Origin of the sequence: Streptomyces sp. PH10-H1 (assembly GCF_030063355.1) — a bacterium.
Lineage (GTDB): Bacteria > Actinomycetota > Actinomycetes > Streptomycetales > Streptomycetaceae > Actinacidiphila.
On record NZ_JASISZ010000001.1, the window covers coordinates 23,426 to 47,548 of the forward strand.

A 24,123-nucleotide genomic window follows, 5' to 3' on the forward strand; every position below is an offset into this window, starting at 1 on the left:
AGCGGACCGGCGCGCCAGAGGTACACCAGGATCACCCATTGGGCGGGGTACCGCCCGTGCGCGGATCCGCCTACCGTCTGCATATGCCGGATGGGAAATTATGGGGGATCAGCGACCTGCACGTGGCGTTCGCCGAGAACCGGAAGATCGTCGAGGGCCTGCGCCCCGAGTCGGACACCGACTGGCTGATCGTCGCTGGTGACGTCGGCGAGCTGACGGACGGCATCGAGCGCGCGCTGACCCTGCTGAGCAGCCGGTACGCCCGGGTGGTGTGGGTGCCGGGCAACCACGACCTGTGGACCCCGGCCGAGGATCCGGTCCAGTTACGCGGCGAGGCCCGCTACCGGCATCTGGTGGAGATGTGCCGGTCGCTGGGTGTGCTGACCCCGGAGGATCCGTACCCCGTCTGGGAGGGCGCCGGCGGCCCGGCCGTCGTCGCACCGCTGTTCGTGCTCTACGACTACACCTTCCGCACCGAGACCGCCGCGAACAAGGAGGAGTCGCTCGCCCAGGCGTACAAGTCGGGGATCGTCTGCAGTGACGAGTTCCTGCTGCACCCCGATCCCTATCCGAGCCTTGACGCCTGGTGCCGGGCCCGGGTGCGGGAGTCGGAGCGGCGGCTGGCGGACTGCGATCCGGCCCTTCCCCTGGTGCTGGTCAACCACTTCCCGCTGGTACGCCAGCCGACCCGGATCCTGCACTATCCGGAGTTCGCCCAGTGGTGCGGCACCGAGCGGACGGCGGACTGGCACAAGCGGTTCAAGGTGAGCGCCGTGGTCTACGGCCATCTGCACATTCCCCGGACCGCCTGGTACGACGGGGTGCGCTTCGAGGAGGTCTCGGTCGGCTACCCCCGCGAATGGCGCCGCCCCGGCCACCCCAGAACGGTCCCGCGCCAAATCCTGCCGGAGCTGGTGCTCGCGCCCTGAGAACCCGGGCACGGTGGCGACAGCACGGTGGCCACAGAGAACGACAAAGGCCGCCGCCATTGGCTCGTTGCAATGGACAGGCCGGGGGTCAGCCAGGCTGTCCGGGAAGTAGCACCTTGCGGTGCTGCCAGGCGAGTTGCAGGAGCGCGGCACCAGCGGGCTGCATCGGCTCACTACCGGTCAGGCGCTCGATCTGATCAGCGCGGAACGGAATCCCGACTGCACGCCCCGTGCCATCCTCCATCTCCACGCGGAGCCCCTCGTCATTGGTGGAGACGATGCGCTCGAAGGTCTCATCGAACAGTTCGGCGTCGAAGACCGCCACGGTCAGCATGTCGGTGACGAGGGTGAGGGGGTCCATGCCCAGGCCCAGCCAGTACACCCGCAGCGTTCCCTCCGCGCGGGCCGCAGTCAAAGCCCGGTTGAACGGCCAGGCGTCGTAGTCGATCGGGGCGGTGTCGCTGCCGTAGTCCTCGCTGGTGCCGAGTAGTTCCTCGCTGAGCTCGCGGACGATGGCGCGCCACAGGTCGAAGTCCGGGCCGGCGGGGTCGCACATGACGGTGCTGGGTTGGAACTCCCCAGCGGGGATCGTGTCGTACAGACCTCCGGCGGTGGCGACCTTGCCGGGGTCGCGCCAGTGCAGGAAGAAGGTGGCTTCCCCCGATGGCCGCAGGCGCAGGAGCAGCGTGGTGATGGCGGGCACCACGGAGCGCACTTCCAGGTCGAAGGGGTCTCCGATGAGTCGGCGCCGTGGCAACTTCCCCCAGCCAGGCCCGCCAACCGTTGCCCCATCGCTGGACGCGAGCGTTGCGGCGAGCTCGTGGCCAATGGCCTCGCAGACATCGATTTTGTCGAAGTAGGTGGCCAGTCCGAACGACAGCTGCCCACCTCCCTGGGCGTCCCAGTCGACCCCCGTCAGTCGATAGCTCGGCCGGTTCTCGAACAGCGTGGGCGAGTCGATGTAGCGCACCGCTTGGGTGTAGCGGTCGAAGGGGGTAGCCGGGAACCGTCGGCCGCTGCCCGCGCCAACTGCGCCCGATGAGAGTTGAGATAGCGCCGGGTCATGCGCCACTGCTCTTGGCTTTGTGTCACCTCAGCGGCGCGGCGAGGCGGTACCGGGTCTGGTGCCATTGCGATCAGTTCGAGGTCTGCGGGCGGCCCGCAGGACTGGTCCGGCAGGGTGAACCACAGCAGCTTTCTGGGCATGCCGAGGACGCGCGCGTAGTGGATCAGGCCGACCAGGTCGGTCACAGCGGGCCCGGTCTCAATCCGGCTGATCTGCGCCTGGGTCAGTCCGAGCCACTGGCCGAGCAAGCTCTGGGGAACGCCCCGTCGGCCGGACTCCGCAGTGTGATGAGGGTGGGTCCGGTAGCGCCGCAGGACGCGCCCGATGTGGCGGGCGGCGAAAGCCTCTTGAAGCAGCTCGGCGTCCCAGAACTCGGTGGTCACCTGGGGCGGCTGCGGCATCGACACCGCTGATCGGTCAGATGCCTGGCAGGGCGAACACAGCATCGCCAGATGGTCGGCTGCCAGCCGCGTGCTACAGCGATGGCACTGCCTCGCGGTTGGATTCCCCGTCGTCACCAATGTGGGCGCGGCAGTTGGTCGAATGCCTGGCGCTGGATCCGGTTTGGACCGACAGTCGCCACGTCTTCACCACCGAAGAGGGCAAGCCGCTCCAACCCGACTACCGCAGCCGCACCTCGTCCGGGTCGTCAAGCGGGCCAACACCCTGCGTGTCGGGGGTCAGGCTGTCGCGGACGTGCAGCGGGCGCTCGGCCTGACCGAGACGGAGTCTTCCATGATGAGCTACGCCGCGCCGTGGTTGCCTTCCAGCGCAGTCAGGAGCTCACAGCGAATGGCATCGTCGACCCGCAGACCTGGTACCGGCTGCTGCCCGGCGACCCGCTGCGGCCCTACCCGTACCCCGGCTACCCCCGCGAGTGGACCCCCCGGCCACCCCAGAACCGTCCCCCGCCAAATCCTCCCGGAGCCGGTGCTCGCGCCCTGAGCTCCGCCTCCTCGTACCAGGCGGGGCGAAATTTAGCTATTAATTGACCCAAGCCTTCTGGGCATCAACGGGCGCCACTTCTCTGATGCGGTTCACCACCGCTTCCCAATCGTGGTGCGCGGTAACAACGTCTTGATCGACTTTGGCGATTTCATTGTTGACGCAGTCCCTGTCCTTCATGTCTTCGCTGGAGGCCAGCTGATTAACAAGCTGGTTCGTTCGAGCATCAGGAGAGTTAGCCAGGGTGCGCAAATTAAGGTCAGGATTGTTGGGATTGTTCTGGCAGCCATCCGACAAACTGATGCTAGGGTCTGAATGGTTAAGATCATCCTGGAGCTTGGCAGCCGCATTGTAGTTCGCGACAGCATTTTTAAAAGTATTCCAATCCTGGGTCGCCGGAGAGGAGCTCGTCTGTGCCGGGTTGGGCACATGCGTGCTCGTGGACCCGCAAGAGGTGGCCGCTATGGCGAAAATCGCAGTCGCAGCAGATACGTTGGCAGCAAGTTTGGGATTTCCCAGGGGTCGCCGGTGATTCGGCATCATAGTCCACCCTCGATCGAATGGTAAGAAACGACCTACGGCACGAGCGCCGCGTCACCCCACGTGCCGTAGTAGCTTTGAATTTCTTCCAATGGCGACCGAGGTTTCCATTCACCGTGGCGGCACTGTTGTCTACGCCGGTGGAGGTCAACGGATCGGTATCGCTCAGGTACTGCGTTTCGGAGGATGAGGTCGTTGACCCACTCGCTGTGCTCCCCGATGTTGGCCCGCTCTCTGCGGTGGACGCTGTGGGTGACTGCCCGTCACGGTTGGCCGGCTGGAGGGTGAGCTCCCCGAGCCTCCTGAACCGCAAGCGGCCGCAAGGAGGGCCGCCGCCATTGCAGTGCACACTGGCCCAGCCTTGACAATTGAACCCAGTAGTCTTCTCTCCGCTTTCATCGGCGCCTGAGTCCTTCTGCTGGATTTGTTTCAGACGGGCGGGGCTTGAGGAGGTTCTGGAGGTTCCGGAGGGATATTGGATGTGCCTGGGGGAGGGGAGGGCAGGTTCGATATGCCGCCGCCCCGGCTCCGTTTGAGCATAAATCCTGTTATTGCGAACATGATGGTTGTCAGCGCAAATACGAGTCCAAGCCACACTCCGACGCCAGTGGATACCTGGGTGGTCGTGCCAGAACTGTTGTTGATGTCGGCCAAATCGGATACATCGGAGACCTTGATGATGTAGATCACTGCCAGGTTTGAAGCGGGTAGGAGTGCAGCGGTCAGATACATTCCCTGACCGGTTGCCAGTGCGCAATAGGTCAGGATTATCGTTGCCAGTGCCATGACGATAATGAGCGCAGGTCCCGCAGCCTGCATATTGTTACCGAAGGCGTTCAAGCTTTGGCCGGGTATCGACAACCAGGGCGGGAAAAGCATGATGACACTGAGTAGCGCAGACGCCACGGCTCCGAGCGAGTGCCAGTCGCGAGCCAGATTTATGGCGTTGGGCTTTATTGCAAACGGGAAGCGGGTTGACATGATTCGGCGGCCTCCGATCACTGATTCGTCGTGAACCATTCAGACCCATGCTTCGTCCTTCTCGCGGCCACCGCAACGCCGCTTACTCCACCAGAGTGAACGGGGTTTAGCTTTTCGGGTGCGGAAAGGGTGGTTCGACCGGACCAACCGCCATGGAACAGCAGCAGTCAGAAATTGATATCCCAAGGGTCGCCCCGGTGTTGAATGATCTGGGTGGGGGACTCCGGTGCTCTGGTCGGACCCATCCGCGCGCTGAGGGACTGCGCGGTCACGGCCCCTCGCCGACATCGAGGCCCGGGAACGCCAAAGGGCGTTCTTCCCGGGGGAAGAACGCCCTGGTCAGGCGATTGCCTCGCTGTGCGCCGCCAGGGACTCGAACCCCGGACCCGCTGATTAAGAGTCAGCTGCTCTAACCAACTGAGCTAGCGGCGCCTGCTGACATGGAAGATCGTACCCGATCCCCGAGGGTGCTCAAAAACGGGCGGCGGATTGCCGCCAGGCGGGATCCTGCCAGCCCGCATCGGTACGCTGCGCACCCGCTGGCCGATAGATCATGTGCATGACGCCGATAGGACGCCGCGCCTCCCTGGTCGCCAGCGCTACCGCGCTCGCGCTCAGTACCGGAATCCTCCTTCCCACGACCCCCACGACCCCCACGACCCCCGCGGCCGCCGCGACCGCCGCCCCGGGCGCTACCCCGCACACCGCGGCACCGAGGGCCACGACGTACGACGTCACCCTGGTCACCGGGGATGTCGTGCACTTCGCCGACGGGGCCGCCAACCAGGACACCGTCACCGTGGACCGCCCGCACGGCGCCCGCGGCGGCGTGCACATCCAGCAGGCGGGCGGTGAGACCTGCGTCCTGCCGGACGAGGCGCTGCCGCTGCTCGCCGCCGGGAAGGTCGACTGCCGGCTGTTCGACGTGACCGTCCTGGTGGAGATGGGCTACGACGACGCCCGCTCCGGCGGCGTCCCCATGATCGCCACCTACATCGCCGCCGCCCGCGCCGCCCGGTCGCTGCCCGCCGCCCCCCGCGGGCAGCAGCACCATCCGGCTGCTGCCCAGCATCGGCGCGCCGCGCTCAAGGCACGGAAGAAGGACACCCGGGCCTTCTGGCAGGATGTCGCGGCCGCGCCGGCGGCCCGCTCAGCGGGCGGCCGGCCCGGGCCTTCGGCCTGCGCTGATTCTGACGTGATCATGAAGTGGGGCCGGAGGGGGCGGGTGGTCACAAGCACCCCCTCCGGCCCCGTATGATTGACCCCGCAAGCGCCGCTAGCTCAGTTGGTTAGAGCAGCTGACTCTTAATCAGCGGGTCCGGGGTTCGAGTCCCTGGCGGCGCACAGAGGGTCGAAGGCCCCTCACGGAAGCGAGGGGCCTTCTTCTTGCGTCCGGGGTGTGCCGCGTGCGTGTCCGGTGCGCGTGTGCGGCGGCTCAGAAGCTGAGGGCGAGCAGGACGGGTGCGGTGCGTTCGTTCAGGGTGTCGACGGCCGGCTTGAGGCGGTGCGCCTGGGAGGTGGGCATGGACAGCGCGAGGCAGCCGACCATCTTCCCGATGGTGACCGGTATCGCCGCGCAGACCGTACCGACCGCGTATTCCTGCAGGTCGAGCATCGGGTGGCTGGCCGGCTGGCTCTCCAGTTCGGTCAGCAGGGCCTTCTCGTTGACGACGGTGCGCGAGGTGAGGCGCGCAGTCCGGTGCCGGGACAGGTGCTCGCGGCGGCTGTGGTGGTCGAGCTGCGCGAGCAGGCACTTGCCGACCGCGCTGGCATGGGCGGAGGAGCGGAAGTCCACCCACTCGTTCACGCGCGGGGTGGTGGGCCCGTCCGCCACGTCCACGACCGTCACCTCTCCGTCGTCGTACCGGCCGAAATAGACGGCGGCACCGACCTCGTCCCGCAGTTCGTTCAGGATGCCGTTGAGCTTGTCGGCGAGGGCCTGCTCGCGGTTGGCGGCGCCCAGCAGGACGAGTGATTCACCGGTCACATATCCGCCGCCGGGCAGGAAGGCGAGATAGCGTTCGCGCTTGAGCATGGCCAGCAGCTGCGACAGATAGCCGATGGGCACACCGATGTCGCGGGCCAGTTGCTCGGCTGTCACGCCGTGCCGGTGTCCGTCCACGGCCTCGAGCACGCGTAGCGCGTACTGGACCGCGTACACCGGCGCGATCTGTCGGTACTCAAGCGCCACGGAATCCCCCTGCAGGTGTGCCGTTCGCATCGCGTGCGTCCTGGCCGTCGCTGCTGGTCACGGCCGATGGGCAGGCCTGTTCAACCCGGCAGCCGGGCCGTTCTCCACGATAGCCCCAACGGGCTTTCCGGTAGAGCCCGTTGACCGGCCAAGTGGTGGACTGCGTGCGTATATGCAGGACAGGGCCACATTGGCATATGCAGAAGGCATGATCGAGGAGAGATTCGGACGAAGACCTTCCGGGAATAACCGGAGCCAGTCTCCGGTTCAAGTTGCCGCAGGCGAATACATGACCGAGGAGGCGCCCCCCATGGGAGAAGAACCGCAGACCACCGATGACATCCGCGGAGCAGCCCGCGGCAGCGCGCCCGTGCCGCTGTCCGTGCTCGACCTGGCGACCGTGGGAAGCGGGCTTACCGCCACCCACGCCCTGCGCGCCAGTGTCGAACTGGCCAAGCTCGCCGAAGCCCGTGGATTCCACCGGATGTGGGTCGCCGAGCACCACTCGATGCCGGGCGTCGCCAGTTCGTCCCCGGCCGTGATCCTCGCCCACCTCGCCGCGTTCACCAGGACGATCCGGCTCGGTTCCGGCGGAGTGATGCTCCCCAACCACGCCCCGCTGGTGATCGCCGAGCAGTTCGGCACCCTGGAGGCGCTCGCCCCTGGCCGTATCGACCTGGGCCTCGGCCGCGCGCCTGGCACCGACGGCGCCACCTCGGCCGCGCTGCGCCGCACCGACCGCCCGGACGGTGCCGACGACTTCCCGCAGCAGCTCGCCGAGCTGACCCGGTTCCTGGACGACGACTTCCCCGACGGGCACCGCTACGCGCGGATCCACGCCATCCCGGGACCGGTGCAGGGCTCCGTGTCCGGCGGGGTGCAGTCCGCGTCCCGCCCGTCGGTATGGCTGCTCGGCTCGTCGGGCTTCAGTGCCCGGCTGGCCGGCACGCTGGGTCTGCCGTTCTCTTTCGCGCACCACTTCTCGGCGGCCAACACCGTTCCCGCGCTGGAGCTGTACCGCGAGTCGTTCCGCCCGTCCGCGGTGCTGGACCGCCCCTACGCCGCGATCGGCGTCTCCGCGCTCGCGGCGGACGAGGCCGGGGAGGCGCGCCGCCAGGTGCTCACCGGCGCGCTGGGGATGCTGCGGCTGCGGACCGGCCGGCCGGGGCTCATCCCCTCCCCGGAGGAGGCCGCCGCGTATGAATTCAGCGCGGTGGAGCGGGACTTCATCGACTCCTGGCTCGTCAACGTGGTGCACGGCGGCGCGGAGGAGGTGCGGGACGGCCTCGACGCCCTCGTCAAGCGGACGGGAGCGGACGAACTGATCATCACGGCCAACGCCCATACCCCTGCCGCGCGGCTGCGTTCCTACGAGTTGATCGCCGATGCGTACGGGCTTCCCGGTGGCGGTTCGCCGGGCCCCACCGGTTAAGTACAGGTTTCCCGAAGGGGCGTGGTTCCGCCCCCGGATCGCCATCGGAACGCCATGTTCCGGATCCTTAAGTCAGGCTAAAGCCGCTCGTCAGCAGCCGCGACGGGCGGCTTTTCGCTGGCCGGAGGGGGTTTCCGGCGGGTAGGGAACGGCGCAATTGGTCTAGTCCTGAGTCTGGTTCAGACCATTGACCGGAGCATTCCAAGAGCGCTATTCATGGCACAGCCCCGCTCCTCCCTCTCCCCCCGGAGGTCTTTCCGTGCAGCTCCAGAAGAGATCACTCGTGGCGGCCGCCACCAGTGCGGCCCTCGCCCTCGGCGCGATCACCGCGCTCGTCGGCGGTCTCGCCCCGGCGAGTGCCGCGGGTACCGACGCGCAGCCGGCCGCCGCGGCCGCGAGCAGCGGCGGGGTGAAGATCGCGTACTACGACCAGTGGAGCGTGTACGGCAACGCCTTCTACCCGAAGGACCTCGACACCCGGGGCATCGCCGCCAAGCTGGACGTCATCAACTACTCGTTCGGCAACATCGACCCGGTGAACCTCACCTGTTTTGAGGCCAACAAGGCCGCCTCGCAGGATGAGAACAACCCCAGCGCCGGTGACGGCGCGGGCGATTCCTTCGCCGACTACCAGAAGTCGTTCGGCGCGGCGGACAGCGTCGACGGTGTCGCGGACACCTGGAACCAGCCGATCACGGGTGTGTTCAACCAGTTCAAGAAGCTCAAGGCGAAGCACCCCAGTCTGAAGATCAATATCTCGATCGGCGGCTGGACGTACTCCAAGTACTTCTCGGACGTCGCCAAGACCGACGCGAGCCGCAAGAAGTTCGTCGCCTCCTGCGTCGACCAGTACATCAAGGGCAATCTGCCGGTGGCCGGCGGCTTCGGCGGTTCCGGCTCCGCGGCCGGCATCTTCGACGGCATCGACCTCGACTGGGAGTACCCGGGTTCGACGGGCGGCCACCTCGGCAACCACGTGGACGCCGCGGACAAGCAGAACTTCACGCTGCTGGCCGCCGAGTTCCGCACGCAGCTCGACGCCTACGGCACTGCCAACGGCGGCAAGAAGATGCTGCTGACCGCCGCGCTGCCGTCCGGCCAGGACAAGATCGCGCACATCGAGACCAACAAGCTCGGCCAGTACCTCGACTACGCGAACATCATGACCTACGACATGCACGGCGCCTGGGACACGACCGGGCCGGTCTACCACCAGTCCCCGCTGAACCAGTCGGCCACCGACCCGACCGGCCCCATCGCGCCGGGCACCCAGAAGTACAGCATCTCGAACGCGGTCGACTCCTGGCTCGACGGCAATGCCGCGTACGGCATCGCGGGTGGCTTCCCCGCCAACAAGCTGACGCTGGGCTATGAGCTCTACTACCGCGGCTGGACGGGCGTCACCGCCGGTGCCAGTCACGGTCTCGGCCAGCCCGCCACCGGCGCCGCCCCGGCCCGCAGCCTCAGCGCGACGCCCGGTATCGCGTATTACAAGGAGCTCGGCGGAATCGTCGACAACCCCGCGACCACCTTCTGGGACGACGCGTCGAAGTCCTCGTACTTCTACAACGGCACGGAGTTCTGGACCGGTCTGAACGACCGGTCGATCCAGGCCCGGGCGGACTACGCGCACTGCCGCGGCCTGGCCGGCGCGATGATGTACTCGCTCCTGGACCTCGACACCGGCACCACGCTGCTCAACAAGATCAACAGCGCGGTGGGCGGCTCCGCGGCCGGCTGTGGCACCACCACTCCGCCGACCACGCCCCCGACGACACCTCCCACGACGCCGCCGACCACGCCTCCGACCACGCCGCCGACGACCCCGCCGACCACGCCTCCGGCCGGCTGCGCGGGTACCTCCTGGAACGCGACCGCCATCTACACCGGTGGTGGCACCGCTTCCTGGAAGGGCCACAACTGGAAGGCCAAGTGGTGGACGCAGGGCGAGGAGCCCGGCACCACCGGCGAATGGGGCGTGTGGCAGGACCTCGGCGCCTGCTGACCTGACCCCGCCTCATCCGGAGCCCGCGTCCTTTCTCCCCCCACGGACGCGGGCTCCGGCATGCCGTTCAGTGGTTCGTGGGCAGATACGTGTTGCAGTACGGGGCGTAGCCCGAGCCGCTGTGCTCGATGAGCTGGGTCCCCGTGGTGGGGCCGACGATCCCGTCGACCTTGGGCACGTCGCCCCAGTTCCAGACGGAGCCCTGGAAGGCCTCGAGGGCCTCCCTCGTGTGTGGGCCCCATATGCCGTCCTGGGCGACCGCCCAGTGGTCGTTGTAGTACATGGTGCGCCAGTCGTTGAACATCTTCTGCACACACCACACCGCGTGGGTGTTGTTCGCCTGGTTGTCACCGACGTAGCCGAGCCGGGGGTCGGTGTTGGCGTTGGCCGTGCCGACCGCGGCGCCGAACGTGAGCGCGGCGGCGGCCGCCACAACGGCTGCCCTGGTGACGATCTTCTTCAGCATCCTGGTGTCTTCCCCTTCGACGAGCTCTTCCAGGGAGGAATCTGTGAGGGCACACCAACGCGCCGCTAACGCGCGCCTAATCGGCGGTCAACCGCGGCGGGCGGGCGGCGTCAGGGGCGCTGGGCGGCCAGCAGCGCCGAGATCGAGTCCGGCGCGACGGGCCGGGAGTAGTGCCAGCCCTGGCCGGTGTCGCAGCCGATACGGCGCAGCCGCTCGGCCTGCTCCGCATTCTCGACGCATTCGGCGGTGACGGTGAGGCCGAGGCGGTGGGCGAGCTCCACCAGGGCCTCGACGATGGTCTCGTCCGCGGGGTTGGGGTGTTCCGCCGAGCGGAAGCCCTGGACGAAGGAGCCGTCGAGCTTGAGGGCGGAGACGGGCAGCCGGCTCATATAGGCCAGGTTGGAGTAGCCGGTGCCGAAGTCGTCGATGGCGATGCGTACGCCCATCTCGCTCAGCGCGTGCAGCGCCTGGAGCGGCCGGCCGGCCGAGCCCATGACGGCGGATTCGGTGAGCTCCAGCTGCAGCAGCTCGGGCGGCAGCCCGGTCTCCTCCAGGATGGCGGCGACATCGGCGACCAGGTCGGAGTCCCAGACCTGGCGGACGGCGACATTGACGCTGATGAAGAGCGGGTCGTCGGGGTGGTCCTTCTGCCAGGCCCGCGCCTGGCGGCACGATTCGGCAAGGACCCAGCGGCCGAGCTGGACGATGGAGCCGTTCTCCTCGGCGAGACCGATGAAACGGTCCGGCGCGAGCCGCCCGAAGTGCGGGTGCTGCCAGCGTACGAGGGCCTCGACACCGCGCACGATGCCGTTGTCCAGGGCGACGAGCGGCTGGTAGTCCAGGACGAACTCGCCGCGCTCGACGGCCTGTCGCAGTGTGCTGGTCAGCGCCTGCCGGGTCATGCGGTGGGCGTTGCGCTCGGGGTCGAAGAGGGTCCAGCGGGCCTTTCCGTCGGCCTTGGCCCAGTAGAGCGTCGTGTCGGCGGCCTGCATCAGGCCGGTGGCGGAGCTGCCGGCCGCCTCGCGTTCGACGACTCCGATGCTCGCCGACACGGCGAGCCGCTGCCCGTCCACGTCGAACGGCCGCTGCAGCGCGGTGAGTACGGACTCGGCCAGCTTGGTGGCCTGTCCCGTGCCGGTCGAGTCCCGTACGAGCAGGGCGAATTCATCGCCGCCGAGCCGGGCGACCAGATTGCCGCCGGGCTCGGCGCAGGTCTGCAGCCGCTGGGCGACGGCGGCGAGCAGCTGGTCGCCGATCCGGTGGCCGAGGGTGTCGTTGATGGCCTTGAAGCCGTCGAGGTCGAGATAGCACAGGCCGATCCGGCCGGTTCTGCTGCCGGCGATGTCGAGGGCGGCGGACAGCCGCTCGAAGAACAGCGCGCGGTTGGGCAGCCGGGTGACCGGGTCGTGCATCTGCAGATGACGGAGCTGTTCGCGCAGGCTGTGGCGTTCGCCGATGTCCTCGACGGACAGCAGCGCGGTGCCGCCGGTGCCGGACAGCGTCAACTCGGCCCACAGGGTAGTGCCGTCGCGGCGTTTGACGAGGCGGGTGCAGCGCAGTTGGTCGCGGCGGCCGGTGAGCACCTCGCGGAAGGCGGCGCGAGCGGGGTCGTCCTCGGCCAGGCCCAGCAGACCGGCGGCGACGCGGGCCGCGAACCGGGCGGAACCGGTGCCGAGGAGCGCGCCGAGCGCCTCGTTGGCCGCCAGTACGCAGCCCTCGCGGTCGACCAGCGCCATGGGCAGCCGGGCCATGGCGAAGGCGGCGCGGTAGTTGGGCGGTTCGCCGGCCGTGGGGCCGCCGGCCTCCGGAGGCACGTCATGACTCTGCGTGAGCATTACCGGTGTGATGTCGGGTTCGGCGCTGGGGCCGCCCGAGGGTCCGCCCATTGCCCGCTCCCCGTGTCGCGCTGCTCTCGGTGGCGATCATAGGCGCTGGCGGCGCAGCTGTTCCAGCGCCGTCGTGGTGATTCTTGGCGCGCAGGCTGACGGATTGATCGTTTCTGCACGATTGCGGGGGCCAACTGACCGATTCGCATAGTCCATTACTCACAGTAGTAATGCCGGAATCACCCCATGCGGAGCAACTCAACAGGGCATATCTACGCAATTCATAGCAACGTGGTGTGAGTGCCCCGAACGGGCTCACGAATCCTCCCCGGAGGTCCATGTGCGGCGGTCAGGCATCCTCATGCGGGCGCGGCGGCGATCGCTGCGATCGGTGGTGGCGGCGGCGAGTGTCTTCGCCGCCGTCGTCGCCTGGACGCTCGTCGCGGGACCCAGCGCGGCGGCCACCGCACCCGGCGGGGACTGCGCCCTGCCGCGCACCGCGGCCCACCACTCCGAAGGCGTGGACGCCTGGAACGCCGAGTACCCCCGGCCGCGCGGGGCCCTCGACGCGGTGATGATCTTCCTGTCCTTCCCCGATGCCGTGCCGCTGCTGACCCCGGCGAGCGTCGCGGCCGACCACTTCCCGGCCACCTCGCGCTTCTACGACCGCGCCTCGTACGGGCAGTTCCAGCTGCGCTCGCACCCGGTCGACCGCTGGTTCACGATGCCGCGGAACTCCACCGACTACGGGATCCGGCGCGACTGGGACCCGGGCAAGCGGACGCAGTACCTGCGGGACGCGATCGACGCCGCCGACGCCGCGGTGGACTTCTCCGCGTACGACCTCGTCTATCTCGTCGCGGACCCGGACGCCCCCGGAGTCGATGCGGACGCCACCAAGGTCGTCAACCTCGCCACCCCGCTGCGCGCCGACGGCACGGATCTGCGGCGGCTGGTCACCGTGTTCGAACGGCACCCGCCGGACCGCAACGTGCTGGCGCACGAGACCGGCCATGTCTTCGACCTGCCGGACCTGTACTCCCGGCCGGCCCCGGGCAGCGACGCGGACTGGGACACCCATGTCGGCGACTGGGACCTCATGGGCAGTCAGTTCGGGCTCGCTCCCGAACCGTTCGCGTGGCACAAGTGGCGGTTCGGATGGCTGGAGGACCGTCAGGTGCACTGCGTGTCCAGGACCGGCACCACCTGGCACGTACTGCAACCCCTGGAGACCGCGGGCGGCACCAAGCTCGTGGTCGTCCGCACCGGGCCCCGCACCGCGCTCGCCATCGAGGCGCGCGCCGCCCTCGGCAATGACGCCACCCTGTGCCGTGAGGGCGTACTGCTCTACGAGGTGCGGTCCGGCGTCGAGTCCGGCGACGGCCCGGTCGACGTCCTCGACGGCCATCCCGGCACGTCGGCCTGTCAGAAAGGCTCCGCCTACCCGCCGCTGGCCGACGCGCCGTTGAGCGCCGGCGAGTCGTACGCGTACGACGCGGGCCTGGTGCGCGTGACGGTCGCCGCCCGCTCCTCGGACGGATCCTGGGCCGTCAAGGTCAGCCGGGGATAGCGCCATGGCAGCGGACGGGCGAATACCCCGCATACCCGGCCTGGGGCTCAAGGCCGCCGCCGTCGGGGCGGTCGCGCTGCTCGCGGCGGCCAGCACGGCCGCCCCCGGGCCGATCGCGGCGTACTCTCCGCCGACGGCCGCCCGGCCGTGCGCGCTGCGGGCGACGCCGGGGACCGCGATGTCCGAGGGCTTCCCCGACCACGCCGCGCGAGGGGTGGGCAGCGAGTTCGCCCCGTCGACCGGCCGGGTGCGGGCGCTGACCCTCTTCATCGACTTCTCCGACGCGCCGGCGCCCTACAGCGCCCGGGAGCGGTACGCGGAGTTCTTCCCCGCTGTCCAGCAGTGGTTCGCCCGCGGCTCCTACGGGAAGCTGCGCTACGAGTCGACGCCCGTGCTGCGCTACCTCCGCATGCCGCGGCCCTTCTCGTCCTACGGGATCGGCCGCGGCTACGGCTGGGACGCGCACACCGCGATGATGCGCGACCTGCTCGCGGTCGCCGACCACAGCATCGACTTCCGCGGCTACGACCTCGTCAACATCCTGGTCACCCCGAACGCGGGCCCGCCCGCGGACGAGGCCGTCCTGTCGGTCACCTGGACCGGCGCCTCGGCCGCCACCACCGACGACGGCGCGCGGCTCGACCGGGTCTCGCTGATCTATGGTCACGACCAGTCCGGCTCCCGGGTCCTCGGCCATGAGAACGGCCACGCCTTCGGCCTGCCCGACCTCTACGCCGCCGACGACTTCCAGCACACCGACACCCTCGTCGGCCAGTGGGACAGCATGTCCCTGGACTGGGGCCTGGGCGGCGATCTGCTCGCCTGGCACAAATGGCGGCTCGGCTGGCTGGACGACACACAGATCGCCTGCGCCGCCGTACGCGGCGACTGGACGTACGCGCTGCGGGCCGTCTCGCTGCCGGGCGGCCGCAAGGCCGTCGTCGTCCCGTACGGGCGGACCCGCGCCTATGTGATCGAGGCCCGGCAGGCGTCGGGCAACGACCGGGAGGCGTGCCGCGAAGGCGTGCTGGTCTACCAGGTGCGTACCGACATCGACTCCGGAGCCGGCCCGGTCACCGTGCGCGATGCCCATCCGGGCACCAGCGCCTGCGACTTCAGCAGCGGCTCCTTCAACTCCCTCAACGACGCGCCCTTCCAGGTCGGCGAGGACTACGCCGATCCGGCGTCGGGCCTGAAGGTCAAGGTCCTGGGACGCACCCGCACGGGGGAGTGGGAGGTCCGGGTCAGCCGACGCTGACCCGGACCGCCGGGAACAGCCGCAGCCGTCAGGCGAGGAGTTCCGCCTTCAGGGTGATGTTCACCGCGGCGAGTGCCTTGCTGACCGGGCAGTTCGCCTTCGCGTCCTGCGCCGCCGCCTGGAACGCCTCGGCGGTGGTGCCGGGTACGCGGGCCTGGACGGACAGCACGATGCCGGTGATGCCCTCGCCCGGCTGGAAGGTGACGTCGGCCCGCGTCTGGATCGTCTCGGGCGGGGTGCCCGCTTTCGCGAGGCCGGCCGAGAACGCCATCGAGTAGCAGGACGAGTGCGCGGCCGCGATGAGCTCCTCGGGGCTCGTCTTGCCGTTGGCCGCCTCGGCGCGCGAGGGCCAGGAGACCTCGTAGCTGCCGACCCCTGAGGTGTCCAGGGACACGGTGCCGGCGCCGCCGATGAGCGCGCCCTTCCACTGGGTCGTCGCGGTGCGGGTGGTTGCCATGGTCACAAGCCTCCAAGAGTGGGCGGGAGTCGCCTCTTGCACGCTACCGCGCCACCGGGCCCGCGGCCGGGAAAGGCCGGCGCGCGGGGAGGATCGGGGCGCGGGAGGGATTTGCGCGCGGGAAGGGTCAGCGCCCGGGGAAGCTGTACGTGTAGTGCTGGGCGTCGAGCTGGTCGAGCAGCTTCGCGAGCGCCTGGACGGTCTGGGAGCGGTCGCCGCCGCCGTCGTGCATCAGCACGATCGCGCCCGGCCTGAGGTTGGCGTTGATGTGGTGCAGGATGTCGGCCGTCCCGGTGCGCTTCCAGTCGTCGGAGTCGGAGGTCCAGCCCAGCGGGCGCATACCGTGGACGGCGGCTATCTCCCGTATCCACGGCTTGAAGTCGCCGCCCGGCGCGCGGTAGTACGGGACCTCAGTGCCGGGGCCCGCGGCGTCGGTGATCTCCTTGCGCGCGTCCAGGATCTCGTGGGTGTTGTAGTCGAGCGACTTGGTGCTCTGGTGCTCGTCATGGTGCACCGAGTGGTCGCACAACCGGTGCCCGGCCGCGGTGATCTGCTTGACCACGGCGGGGTGCGCCTGGGCGTTCGGGCCGATCTCGCAGAAGGTGGCCTTCGCGTGGTGCTGCGCGAGCAGGGCCAGGATCTGCGGCGTCCAGCGCGGGTCGGGACCGTCGTCGAAGGTCAGGGCCACGGACTTGCCGCCGTCCTCCAGACCGTGCTGTATCTCCCGGCTGGTGGTGGAGGTGCCGCCGGGGGCGCCGTCGGAGGGCGGTGTGGCAGCGGAGGACGCGATCGAGGCGGGCGGTGTGCTCGTCCGGGTCTGGGCGGGCACCGTGGCGGATGAAGGGGCCGGCGATGGCGTGGAGGAGGGCGCCGTCCGGGCGGCCTGCTGGCCGCCGCACGCCGCCAGGGCGGCTCCGGCGAGCGTCACCCCCAGGGCGGCGGCGGTCGTCTTCTTCGCGCTGCTCAGCGCCACGGTCGTACCTCCGTCAGTTCCGTACTCGGCTGTCCAAATTGCGTAAATTGAGGCGATTGTTATGATCTTTGAAGAGTGGGGAGAAGTTGGTTCGAGTCCAGCCGGCTCCACTCACGGGGCCGTAGCTCATTGGTAGAGCGACCCACTCGTGACTCCGAAGGGGGCCGGCCCGCGGCGGGCCCCCTTCGTACGCCCTGTCCTTCCACCGTAAGCGCAGTCGCCGGCGGCTGCCCTCGGCCGTTCGGCCATTAACGGGCAGGCCGAAAGTCCCCTTTTGGCCGGAAATCCGCAGCTCAGCGGCGGCGGACCAGGGGGAAGGGCAGGGTCTCGCGGATCGACCGGCCCGTAAGGAACATCACCATCCGGTCGATGCCGATCCCCAGGCCGCCGGTCGGCGGCATCGCGTACTCCAGGGCCGTCAGGAAGTCCTCGTCCAGCTCCATCGCCTCGGCGTCGCCGCCCGCCGCGAGCAGCGACTGCTCCGTGAGGCGGCGGCGCTGCTCGACCGGGTCGGTCAGCTCCGTATAGGCGGTGCCCAGCTCGGCGCCGAAGGCGACCAGGTCCCAGCGCTCCGCGAGCCGGGGATCGCCGCGGTGCTGCCGGGTGAGCGGGGAGACGTCCAGCGGGAAGTCCTTGTAGAAGGTCGGGACGGTGGTGTGCTCCTCGACCAGCCGCTCGTACATCTCCAGGACCAGGTCACCGCGCCCGTCGCCGGGGGAGTGCGGCACTCCCGCACGGTCGCAGAACCGCCGCAGGGTCTCGGCCGGGGTGTCGGCGGAGATCTCCTCGCCGAGCGCCTGCGAGATCGCCTCATTCAGGGTCTTCACCGGCCACAGCCCGGACAGATCGATCTCCGCGCCCTCCCGGCGGGCGATCTGCGAGCCGTTGGCGGCGGTGGCGGCCTCCTGGATCAGCTCGCGGGTCAGGTTCAGCATCGTGTCGTAGTCGCCGTACGCCTCGTACGCCTCCAGCATCGTGAACTCGGGGTTGTGCTTGTACGAGACGCCCTCGTTGCGGAAGGTGCGGCCGAGTTCGAAGACCTTCTCCACCCCGCCGACGCACAGCCGCTTGAGATACAGCTCGGGGGCGATGCGCAGATACAGGTCCAGGTCGTAGGCGTTGATGTGGGTGGTGAACGGGCGGGCGTTCGCGCCGCCGTGCACCGGCTGCAGCATCGGCGTCTCGACCTCCAGATAGCCGCGGGCCACCAGCGACCCGCGCACCGCGTGGACGGCGGCGCTGCGAGCCCGCAGCACCTCGCGGGCCTCGGGGCGGACCACCAGGTCGAGGTAGCGCTGCCGGACCCTGGCCTCCGGGTCGGTCAGACCGCGGCGCTTGTCGGGCAGCGGGTGGAGGCACTTGGCGTTCAGCCGCCAGGCGGACGCGTCGGCGGTCACGTCACCGGACCGGCTCGCGCCCATCGTGGCCTCGATGCCCAGCAGATCGCCCAGATCGACATCGGAGCCGAACGCACTCATCCTCGCGGCGGTGAACCGGTCGCGGCTCAGCATGATCTGCAGGTCGCCCGACCAGTCCCGCAGCGTCACGAACACCACCCCGCCGTGGTCGCGCAGCCGCAGCACCCGTCCGGCCACCCGCACCTCGGTGCCGGTGGGCGCCACCCCCGCATCGGCCAGCGTGTGGGTCGGCTCGCCGCCGGGCGGATACGGATCGGTCTCCTCGTCCCGCAGCCGCTCCAGCTTCCGCAGCCGCACCCGTACCTGCTCGGGAGGCACGGAGCCGGCGGCGGGGCCCGGCTGTGCCGCCGCGTCGGCCGCCAGATGCTCCAGGGGGATGAAGGTGGCCGCGCCCACGCCCGCGGCGGCCGAGGGCTGCGAGTAGCGCCGCTCCCGCCAGAAGCGCAGCCGCGGCAGTTCCACGAAACCCTCGGCGATACCGGACGCCAGACCGATCCGGGCCATGTCCTTCGCCTCGGAGTAGCACAGGAAGCGCGGATACCACTCGGGCTGGTACTTCACGTTCGACCGGTACAGGGCCTCCAGCTGCCACCACCGGGAGAAGAACAGCAGCAGCCGCCGCCACAGCCGCAGCACAGGACCGGCGCCGATCCTGGCACCCTCCTCGAAGACCGAGCGGAAGACCGCGAAGTTCAGCGAGATCCGCCGGATGCCCAGCCGGGGCGACTGCGCGGACAGCTCTGTCACCATGAATTCCATGATCCCGTTGGGCGCGGCGGGATCGCGCCGCATCACGTCCAGCGACACCCCGGCCCGGCCCCAGGGCGCGAACGACAGCAGCGCCACGACCCGGCCCGCCCCGTCCAGCGCCTCCACGAGCAGGCAGTCTCCGTCGGCCGGGTCGCCGAGCCGGCCGAGCGCCATGGAGAAGCCGCGTTCGTTGTCGGTGTCGCGCCAGTCGTCCGCCCGCTGGACGACCTCGTCCAGCTCCTCCTGCGACAGCTCGCTGTGGCGGCGGATCCGGCTCGTCGCACCGGTGCGCCGCACCCGGTTCACGGCCTGTCGGGTTCCCCGCATCTCGCGGCCCTCGAGATCGAACTCCCCGACCTCCAGCACCGCCTCGTCACCCAGCTCCAGAGCGCCGAGCCCGGCCCGCGAGTACGCCTTCGCGCCCTCCTCGCCCGCGCCCATCACCGCCGGCACCCAGCCGTACTTGGCCGCGTGCTCCAGCCATGCCTCGATGGCGGGTCCCCACGCCTCCATGTCGCCCAGCGGGTCACCGCTGGCCAGACAGACGCCCACCTCGACGCGGAAGGTGACGGCGGCCTTCCCGCTGGGGGAGAAGATCACCGACTTGTCGCGCCGGGTGGCGAAGTAGCCGAGCGAGTCCTGCTCCCCGTACATCGCCAGCAGGGCGCGGATCCGCGGCTCGTCGTCGCCGTGCAGCGCCGCCTCGACCTTCTGCGAGCGGAACAGCGCGGCGGCGGCGGCCAGCAGCGCCAGCGCGCCGAACAGACCGAGCCAGAAGTTGGTCCAGAAGGGCGGATGACCGATCCCCTCCGGCAGATCGTTGACCCCGCCGACCACCCGGTTGACCGCCCACCGCAGCCGGTTCGTTCCGGTCACGGAACCCGGGAACACCGACAGCAGCGCCCAGCCGGCCAGCACACCGAACACCAGGCCCGTGAACAGCACCAGCAGCGCCCGCCAGAACGCGCCCTTGCGCACCCGCGCCGAGAACTCGCCGCGCGCCATCACCAGCGCCGTGAGCGCCGCGCCGGTGATCACCAGCGCCGGGATGGCGCTCCACTCGGAGAAGAAGCTCAGCAGCACGTTGGCCAGGACCGTCAGCCCGAGGAGCACCACGACGATCCAGTACGCCACCCGCTTCCGCGCGGCCAGCGCTCCGGCCAGCAGCATCAGGAACGCCGCATACGCCAGGTTCGCCGACGCCGGCACGGTGAGGATCTCCACCCACCGCCGGACAGGCTCGAAGAGGCGGTGGAGGGGGCCGACGACGGCCAGGACGGCGCAGAAGAGGGCCAAGGAGGCGAAGAACTCCCCGAACCACTCCGGTACCGAGCGCTTCCAGCGTGGTTCCTCCATACGACCATGCTGTCCGAGCCCCCACTTTCCGCAACCGGGCGCCTCGCCCTCAAGCGCCGGGCGGGCTGGGTGTGGCCTCAAGCGCCGGCCGGGCTGAATTGCTGGCCTCGACGTCGGCCGGGTTGGGTGTGGCCTCAAGCGCCGGCCGGGCTGAAGATCAGCCCCTGCTGACGCTCGACGCCAGATTCAGCCCGGCCGGCGCCTGAGCCAAACATCCAGCCCGCCCGGCGTTTGAGGGCAGCAGTACGGCTGGCCGCGGAGCGGGGGTGCCGGCGGCAGGTCAGTGGTGGTGGCGGCGGCGGGTTAGTAGCTTGGTGCCGGCCAGGGCGGCGGCTACCAGGGCCGCGCCGAGTGCGGTCTCGGAGGCGTTCACTCCGATGCCGCCACCGAGGCCGGTCCGGACGGCGCCCTTGGGGGCCGTGGCCGTGGCCGTGGCCGAGACCGTGAGGGTGCCGGCGAACGGGCCCTCGTTGGTGTCGTCCTTCTGGCAGACCACCGAGACCTCGTACGCGCCGGGCGCCGTCCCCTCTGGGACCGTGCCGACGCCGCCGACCTGGTTGCTGAGCATGTTGAGGGTGACCGAGGGGATGTCCGAGCCGCCTGTGCCGGTCTTGAACGTGGCCACGCCCGTGCTGCCGGTGCAGTTGCCGCCGTCGAACACGGAGAACTGGCCGCCCGGGGCGACCGGGTTCGGCTGGACGACGATGGGGTTGGTGAGGGGCACCGCGGGTACCGCCGGCACTACGGGCGTGACCGGCACGGCGGGCGTGGCCGGCGACACCGGTGAGACCGGTGAGACCGGTGAGACCGGCACCACGGGCGCCGTGCCCGTGGCTCCTGCCGCGCCCACGGCGCTCAGCGTCATGACCGCGGCGAGAGCGGAGCCGGCGAGACCGGCGAGTAGGTGATGTGCACGCATCGTGTATCTCCCGGGACGCGGACACGGGCGGTGTCCCATGCTGTAGACAGGAACCGCGCCCCCACTCCGAGGACATCCGGAGGGCGCTCCCCGCGCCTGCTGACGACTCGTCAGAATTACGCCGGACGGACCGCAGGCCGACGGCCCGCCGGCGCGACAGGCGCAGGTCAGGAAGGTGGCCGGAGTACGCGGCGGACGGATGACCGGCTGCCGCCGAGCGGGTGACGCGGGTCCGCCCCGCCTCAGGGCCGGCGGGGCCGGGAATCCGTCGGTGCGGAATCGGGCGCCGCAGCCCCTGACGCAGCACCGGACGCCGCACCCGCCGCCGAAGCACCCGACGCCACGGAACCCGGCGCCACGGAACCCGTGCCCGCCGGGTACGCCGCCCGGCCCAGCCGTGGCAGCCGCGGCGCCGTCAGGAAGCCCTCGGCCATCGCGGTGGCGGCGGCGATACGGGGCAGCTCGGCGGAACGTTCGTACAGCAGATGGCGCGGGAGCCACTGCGGCAGGTAGGCGGCGTACGAGCGATAGCGCGCCTCCAGGTGCCAGCGGCGCGACAGCAGCTTGAGGACCTTGCGCCACAGCCGCAGCAGCGGGCCCGCGCCCACCTTCCCGTCCTCCTCGAACACGGAGCGGAAGACCGCGAAGTTGAGGGACACCCGTTCGATGCCGCGGACGGGCTCTGCGGCCGCGTCGGCCAGCAGCAGCAGTTCGGTGACGAGATAGTCGATCAGTGCGCTGCCGGATTCGCGGTCGCGCCGCATCAGGTCGAGGCAGAGGCCGCGGCGTCCCCACGGCACGAAGCTCAGCAGGGCCGACGTACGCCCCTGCGGATCGCGGCACTCCACCATGACGCACTCGCCGTCAGCGGGGTCGCCCAGCCGGCCCAGGGCCACCGAGAAGCCGCGCTCGCCGGCGTGCCGCCGCCAGGCGTCGGCGAGGTGGGCCAGGTCGGCCATCTCGTCGCCGGGGATGTCGCGGTGGCGGCGCACGACGGCGGTGTAGCCGGCGTCGCGGATCAGCCCGTGGGCCTCGCGCAGCGGGCGCAGCGCGGCGCTGTCCGTCCCGTGGTCCCCTGCGCCGTCCGTCCCGCCGCCCGCCGCTCCGGCCCCGTCGCCGTCCGTCTCACCCTCCGCTCTGCCCTCCGCTCCGCCCTTCTGGTCGGGCGTCGCCGAGAGGTACGTCCCGGCGAACGCGGCGACGTCGACGACCGCCTCGTCGCCGAAGTCCAGCGATTTGAGGCCGGCGTGTTCGTAGACCTTCCCCGCGACCGCGCCGGCCCCGGTCACCGCCGGGATCCAGGCGTGCTTCCGGGCGTTGGCCAGCCAGCCGCCGATCGCCTCCGGCCAGTCCTCGCGGACGCCGACCGGGTCGCCGGAGGCCAGCGCGACGCCGTTGACCACCCGGTACAGCACGGCGGCCCGGCCGCTCGCCGACCAGCTCACCGACTTGTCGCGGCGCAGCGCGAAGTACCCGATCGAATCGCGCTCGCCGTGCTCGGCGAGCAGCGCGCGCAGCCGCTGTTCGTCCTCCGGCTGGAGCCGGGCGCGGCCGCGCGGGGAGCGGAAGAAGGCGAGCAGCACCATCAGCATCAGGGTGACGCTCAGGAGGTTGATGGCCAGGTCGGTCCAGCCGGGCACGGTGATCTCCGGCAGGTCGAACAGGCTGGAGACGGTGAGCACCCGCAGCACCGCGTACCGCAGACAGGCGCCCCAGCTCGGCGGCGGCGGGGCGTCGGTCGCGTGGACGAGCACGGTGCCCAGGCCCATCGCGACCACGCTGCCGATCAGGAGCGACACCAGCCCGAGGGCCACGTTGCCGCGCTCGCCGCGCACGTTGAAGGCCGGCCGGGACACCAGCAGGGCGAGCGCCAGCACCAGGGTGAGGGCGCCGGACGCCCAGTTGAAGGGATGGGTGCGGGCCTCGGGGAGCAGGACCATCACCAGCGCGCACAGGGCCGCGTATCCGCAGACCAGCGTGACGGCGACGATCCAGGCCGCGCGCTTGCGGCGGCGCAGTGTCACCGCGAGCAGGAAGGCCAGGACGGCGCCGGTGAAGCCCGGGCTCAGTAGGAAGGCGGTGAAGAACTCCCCGCTGGTGGCCCTGTGCACCCGGTCGCGGAACGGTGCGATCAGCCCGGTCAGCACATTGAACACGGCGGCGGCCCGCAGATACCAGACGGCGATCGCCGCGCCCGGCTCCTGCAGCGGCCGCAGCCACACCTCGATACGGGACGGCGGGATGACCACGACCGTCGGGCGGGGCACGGCGGCCGCCTCGGACTTCGGCTTCAGATGCGGGGCGCCCGCGACCGCGTCGATCAGAGTGGTCTTGAACGCGACCAGCCGCCGGTGGACGCGCTCCTCGCGGCGCTCCGAACGGGCCAGCCGCCGGGGCCGGGAGTGGTAGCGCCAGCGGGACCAGGGGCTGGACGGGCGGGCCAGCCGCAGGGCGCCGATGATCGCGACCGGCGGCAGCATCACGCCGATCAGCCCGGTCCACACCTTGCCCTTGATCAGGCAGATGACCACGAAACCCAGCAGCGCCGCCGCGACACCGATCTGCGCGCCGTTGACCGCGCCTTCGAAGCCGCCCAGCGGGGCCTCCCCGATGAGCAGCAGACCGATCACCGCGACGGCGAGGATCACCGCGTCCACGGACTTGCGGCCCTGCTCGCTCCAGTAGACGTCCTCCAGATGCAGGACGAGGGCGAACTCGTCGAGCACCAGCCCGCAGCCGATGCCGAACAGCACGGCCAGCAGATTGTGCGCGACGGGCCCGCCGCGGACCGTGAAGGACCCGATGCCGCCGATGAGCATCATGGCCTGGCCGAAGACGACATGGTGGATGTGCAGCCCGCCCGGTTTGACGTTCCCCGGCCACCAGCTCACCCCGCGCCGGATCATCCGCACGCTGAAGCGGATGAAGAGGAACGAGCCGATCAGCCCGACGAGCAGCAGAAAGAGCGGTTCGCGCCCGTTGGCGACGATCCGTGTCCGGTAGGCGTCGACCAGCCAGTCCCACATGGCGCCCCCTCAGAG

18 protein-coding genes and 2 tRNA genes are annotated in these 24,123 nt (G+C 70.1%); 8 read left to right on the forward strand and 12 right to left on the reverse strand.

Features of this window, described 5'->3' with window-relative positions; genetic code table 11:
* Positions 1 to 83: 83 nt before the first annotated feature.
* Positions 84 to 929: a metallophosphoesterase family protein gene (locus QMK24_RS00120; RefSeq protein ID WP_283462892.1), complete on the forward strand. Its 846-nt coding sequence runs from the start codon at positions 84 to 86 to the stop codon at positions 927 to 929.
* Positions 930 to 1,017: 88 nt separating this feature from the next.
* On the opposite strand, the gene QMK24_RS00125 is transcribed toward QMK24_RS00120, so the two are convergent.
* The gene (locus QMK24_RS00125; RefSeq protein WP_283462894.1) at positions 1,018 to 1,899 is read right to left on the reverse strand and encodes a hypothetical protein; all 882 of its coding nucleotides are present in this window, start codon (positions 1,897 to 1,899) and stop codon (positions 1,018 to 1,020) included.
* Between the two features lie 578 nt (positions 1,900 to 2,477).
* Between QMK24_RS00125 and QMK24_RS41640 the strand changes: the two genes are divergently transcribed.
* Positions 2,478 to 2,987 carry a peptidoglycan-binding domain-containing protein gene (locus QMK24_RS41640; RefSeq protein WP_502989137.1) on the forward strand — a complete coding sequence of 170 codons (510 nt, stop codon included), beginning with the start codon at positions 2,478 to 2,480 and terminating at the stop codon, positions 2,985 to 2,987.
* On the opposite strand, the gene QMK24_RS00130 is transcribed toward QMK24_RS41640, so the two are convergent.
* The 3 genes from QMK24_RS00130 to QMK24_RS00140 form a co-directional block, all read right to left on the reverse strand.
* Complete coding sequence (locus tag QMK24_RS00130) at positions 2,980 to 3,369, reverse strand: hypothetical protein (RefSeq protein ID WP_283462896.1); 390 nt, start codon at positions 3,367 to 3,369, stop codon at positions 2,980 to 2,982. The two genes, QMK24_RS41640 and QMK24_RS00130, sit on opposite strands and share 8 nt — an antisense overlap.
* A gap of 540 nt (positions 3,370 to 3,909) precedes the next feature.
* Positions 3,910 to 4,461 carry a hypothetical protein gene (locus QMK24_RS00135; RefSeq protein WP_283462898.1) on the reverse strand — a complete coding sequence of 184 codons (552 nt, stop codon included), beginning with the start codon at positions 4,459 to 4,461 and terminating at the stop codon, positions 3,910 to 3,912.
* Positions 4,462 to 4,819: 358 nt separating this feature from the next.
* A tRNA-Lys gene (locus QMK24_RS00140) sits at positions 4,820 to 4,893 on the reverse strand.
* Positions 4,894 to 5,020: 127 nt separating this feature from the next.
* On the opposite strand from QMK24_RS00140, the gene QMK24_RS00145 reads away from it, so the two are divergent.
* Together QMK24_RS00145 and QMK24_RS00150 are read left to right on the forward strand one after the other, a co-directional pair.
* Positions 5,021 to 5,719 (forward strand): hypothetical protein, encoded by a 699-nt coding sequence (locus QMK24_RS00145; protein ID WP_349307821.1) that lies wholly within the window; start codon positions 5,021 to 5,023, stop codon positions 5,717 to 5,719.
* 12 nt (positions 5,720 to 5,731) lie between these two features.
* A tRNA-Lys gene (locus QMK24_RS00150) sits at positions 5,732 to 5,805 on the forward strand.
* Positions 5,806 to 5,896: 91 nt separating this feature from the next.
* On the opposite strand, the gene QMK24_RS00155 is transcribed toward QMK24_RS00150, so the two are convergent.
* Positions 5,897 to 6,652 carry an IclR family transcriptional regulator gene (locus QMK24_RS00155; protein WP_283462900.1) on the reverse strand — a complete coding sequence of 252 codons (756 nt, stop codon included), beginning with the start codon at positions 6,650 to 6,652 and terminating at the stop codon, positions 5,897 to 5,899.
* A gap of 310 nt (positions 6,653 to 6,962) precedes the next feature.
* On the opposite strand from QMK24_RS00155, the gene QMK24_RS00160 reads away from it, so the two are divergent.
* Positions 6,963 to 8,084: an LLM class flavin-dependent oxidoreductase gene (locus QMK24_RS00160; RefSeq protein ID WP_283462902.1), complete on the forward strand. Its 1,122-nt coding sequence runs from the start codon at positions 6,963 to 6,965 to the stop codon at positions 8,082 to 8,084.
* Positions 8,085 to 8,343: 259 nt separating this feature from the next.
* Positions 8,344 to 10,089 carry a glycosyl hydrolase family 18 protein gene (locus tag QMK24_RS00165; protein ID WP_283462904.1) on the forward strand — a complete coding sequence of 582 codons (1,746 nt, stop codon included), beginning with the start codon at positions 8,344 to 8,346 and terminating at the stop codon, positions 10,087 to 10,089.
* A 67-nt stretch (positions 10,090 to 10,156) separates the two neighbouring features.
* Here QMK24_RS00165 and QMK24_RS00170 read toward each other — a convergent pair whose 3' ends face one another.
* Together QMK24_RS00170 and QMK24_RS00175 are read right to left on the reverse strand one after the other, a co-directional pair.
* Positions 10,157 to 10,555: a peptidoglycan-binding domain-containing protein gene (locus tag QMK24_RS00170; RefSeq protein WP_283462906.1), complete on the reverse strand. Its 399-nt coding sequence runs from the start codon at positions 10,553 to 10,555 to the stop codon at positions 10,157 to 10,159.
* 110 nt (positions 10,556 to 10,665) lie between these two features.
* Positions 10,666 to 12,441, reverse strand: coding sequence for a putative bifunctional diguanylate cyclase/phosphodiesterase (locus QMK24_RS00175; protein ID WP_502962467.1), 1,776 nt, complete (start codon positions 12,439 to 12,441; stop codon positions 10,666 to 10,668).
* 301 nt (positions 12,442 to 12,742) lie between these two features.
* Between QMK24_RS00175 and QMK24_RS00180 the strand changes: the two genes are divergently transcribed.
* Both QMK24_RS00180 and QMK24_RS00185 read left to right on the forward strand, forming a co-directional pair.
* Entirely contained in the window at positions 12,743 to 13,951 is a 1,209-nt protein-coding gene (locus QMK24_RS00180; protein WP_283463119.1) for a M6 family metalloprotease domain-containing protein, read from the forward strand.
* Between the two features lie 4 nt (positions 13,952 to 13,955).
* Positions 13,956 to 15,209 carry a M6 family metalloprotease domain-containing protein gene (locus tag QMK24_RS00185; RefSeq protein ID WP_283462908.1) on the forward strand — a complete coding sequence of 418 codons (1,254 nt, stop codon included), beginning with the start codon at positions 13,956 to 13,958 and terminating at the stop codon, positions 15,207 to 15,209.
* 28 nt (positions 15,210 to 15,237) lie between these two features.
* Here QMK24_RS00185 and QMK24_RS00190 read toward each other — a convergent pair whose 3' ends face one another.
* From QMK24_RS00190 to QMK24_RS00210, 5 genes are all read right to left on the reverse strand, one after another.
* Positions 15,238 to 15,666 (reverse strand): OsmC family peroxiredoxin, encoded by a 429-nt coding sequence (locus tag QMK24_RS00190; protein WP_283462910.1) that lies wholly within the window; start codon positions 15,664 to 15,666, stop codon positions 15,238 to 15,240.
* A 127-nt stretch (positions 15,667 to 15,793) separates the two neighbouring features.
* On the reverse strand, positions 15,794 to 16,639 hold the full coding sequence (locus QMK24_RS00195; RefSeq protein WP_283462913.1) for a polysaccharide deacetylase family protein: 846 nt from the start codon (positions 16,637 to 16,639) through the stop codon (positions 15,794 to 15,796).
* Between the two features lie 293 nt (positions 16,640 to 16,932).
* Positions 16,933 to 20,163 carry a bifunctional lysylphosphatidylglycerol synthetase/lysine--tRNA ligase LysX gene (gene lysX / locus QMK24_RS00200; RefSeq protein ID WP_283462915.1) on the reverse strand — a complete coding sequence of 1,077 codons (3,231 nt, stop codon included), beginning with the start codon at positions 20,161 to 20,163 and terminating at the stop codon, positions 16,933 to 16,935.
* 280 nt (positions 20,164 to 20,443) lie between these two features.
* Complete coding sequence (locus tag QMK24_RS00205; protein ID WP_283462917.1) at positions 20,444 to 21,082, reverse strand: hypothetical protein; 639 nt, start codon at positions 21,080 to 21,082, stop codon at positions 20,444 to 20,446.
* A gap of 242 nt (positions 21,083 to 21,324) precedes the next feature.
* Entirely contained in the window at positions 21,325 to 24,108 is a 2,784-nt protein-coding gene (locus QMK24_RS00210; protein ID WP_283462920.1) for a phosphatidylglycerol lysyltransferase domain-containing protein, read from the reverse strand.
* Between the last annotated feature and the right edge of the window lie 15 nt (positions 24,109 to 24,123).

Coding starts and splice junctions, on each gene's coding strand:
- QMK24_RS00205 (WP_283462917.1), bottom strand. CDS start 21,082: ATGCGTGCACATCACCTACTCGCCGGTCTCGCCGGCTCCGCTCTCGCC.
- QMK24_RS00135 (WP_283462898.1), bottom strand. CDS start 4,461: ATGTCAACCCGCTTCCCGTTTGCAATAAAGCCCAACGCCATAAATCTG.
- QMK24_RS00160 (WP_283462902.1), top strand. CDS start 6,963: ATGGGAGAAGAACCGCAGACCACCGATGACATCCGCGGAGCAGCCCGC.
- QMK24_RS00190 (WP_283462910.1), bottom strand. CDS start 15,666: ATGGCAACCACCCGCACCGCGACGACCCAGTGGAAGGGCGCGCTCATC.
- QMK24_RS00170 (WP_283462906.1), bottom strand. CDS start 10,555: ATGCTGAAGAAGATCGTCACCAGGGCAGCCGTTGTGGCGGCCGCCGCC.
- QMK24_RS41640 (WP_502989137.1), top strand. CDS start 2,478: ATGGCACTGCCTCGCGGTTGGATTCCCCGTCGTCACCAATGTGGGCGC.
- lysX (WP_283462915.1), bottom strand. CDS start 20,163: ATGGAGGAACCACGCTGGAAGCGCTCGGTACCGGAGTGGTTCGGGGAG.
- QMK24_RS00180 (WP_283463119.1), top strand. CDS start 12,743: ATGCGGGCGCGGCGGCGATCGCTGCGATCGGTGGTGGCGGCGGCGAGT.
- QMK24_RS00210 (WP_283462920.1), bottom strand. CDS start 24,108: ATGTGGGACTGGCTGGTCGACGCCTACCGGACACGGATCGTCGCCAAC.
- QMK24_RS00185 (WP_283462908.1), top strand. CDS start 13,956: ATGGCAGCGGACGGGCGAATACCCCGCATACCCGGCCTGGGGCTCAAG.
- QMK24_RS00145 (WP_349307821.1), top strand. CDS start 5,021: ATGACGCCGATAGGACGCCGCGCCTCCCTGGTCGCCAGCGCTACCGCG.
- QMK24_RS00120 (WP_283462892.1), top strand. CDS start 84: ATGCCGGATGGGAAATTATGGGGGATCAGCGACCTGCACGTGGCGTTC.
- QMK24_RS00175 (WP_502962467.1), bottom strand. CDS start 12,441: ATGGGCGGACCCTCGGGCGGCCCCAGCGCCGAACCCGACATCACACCG.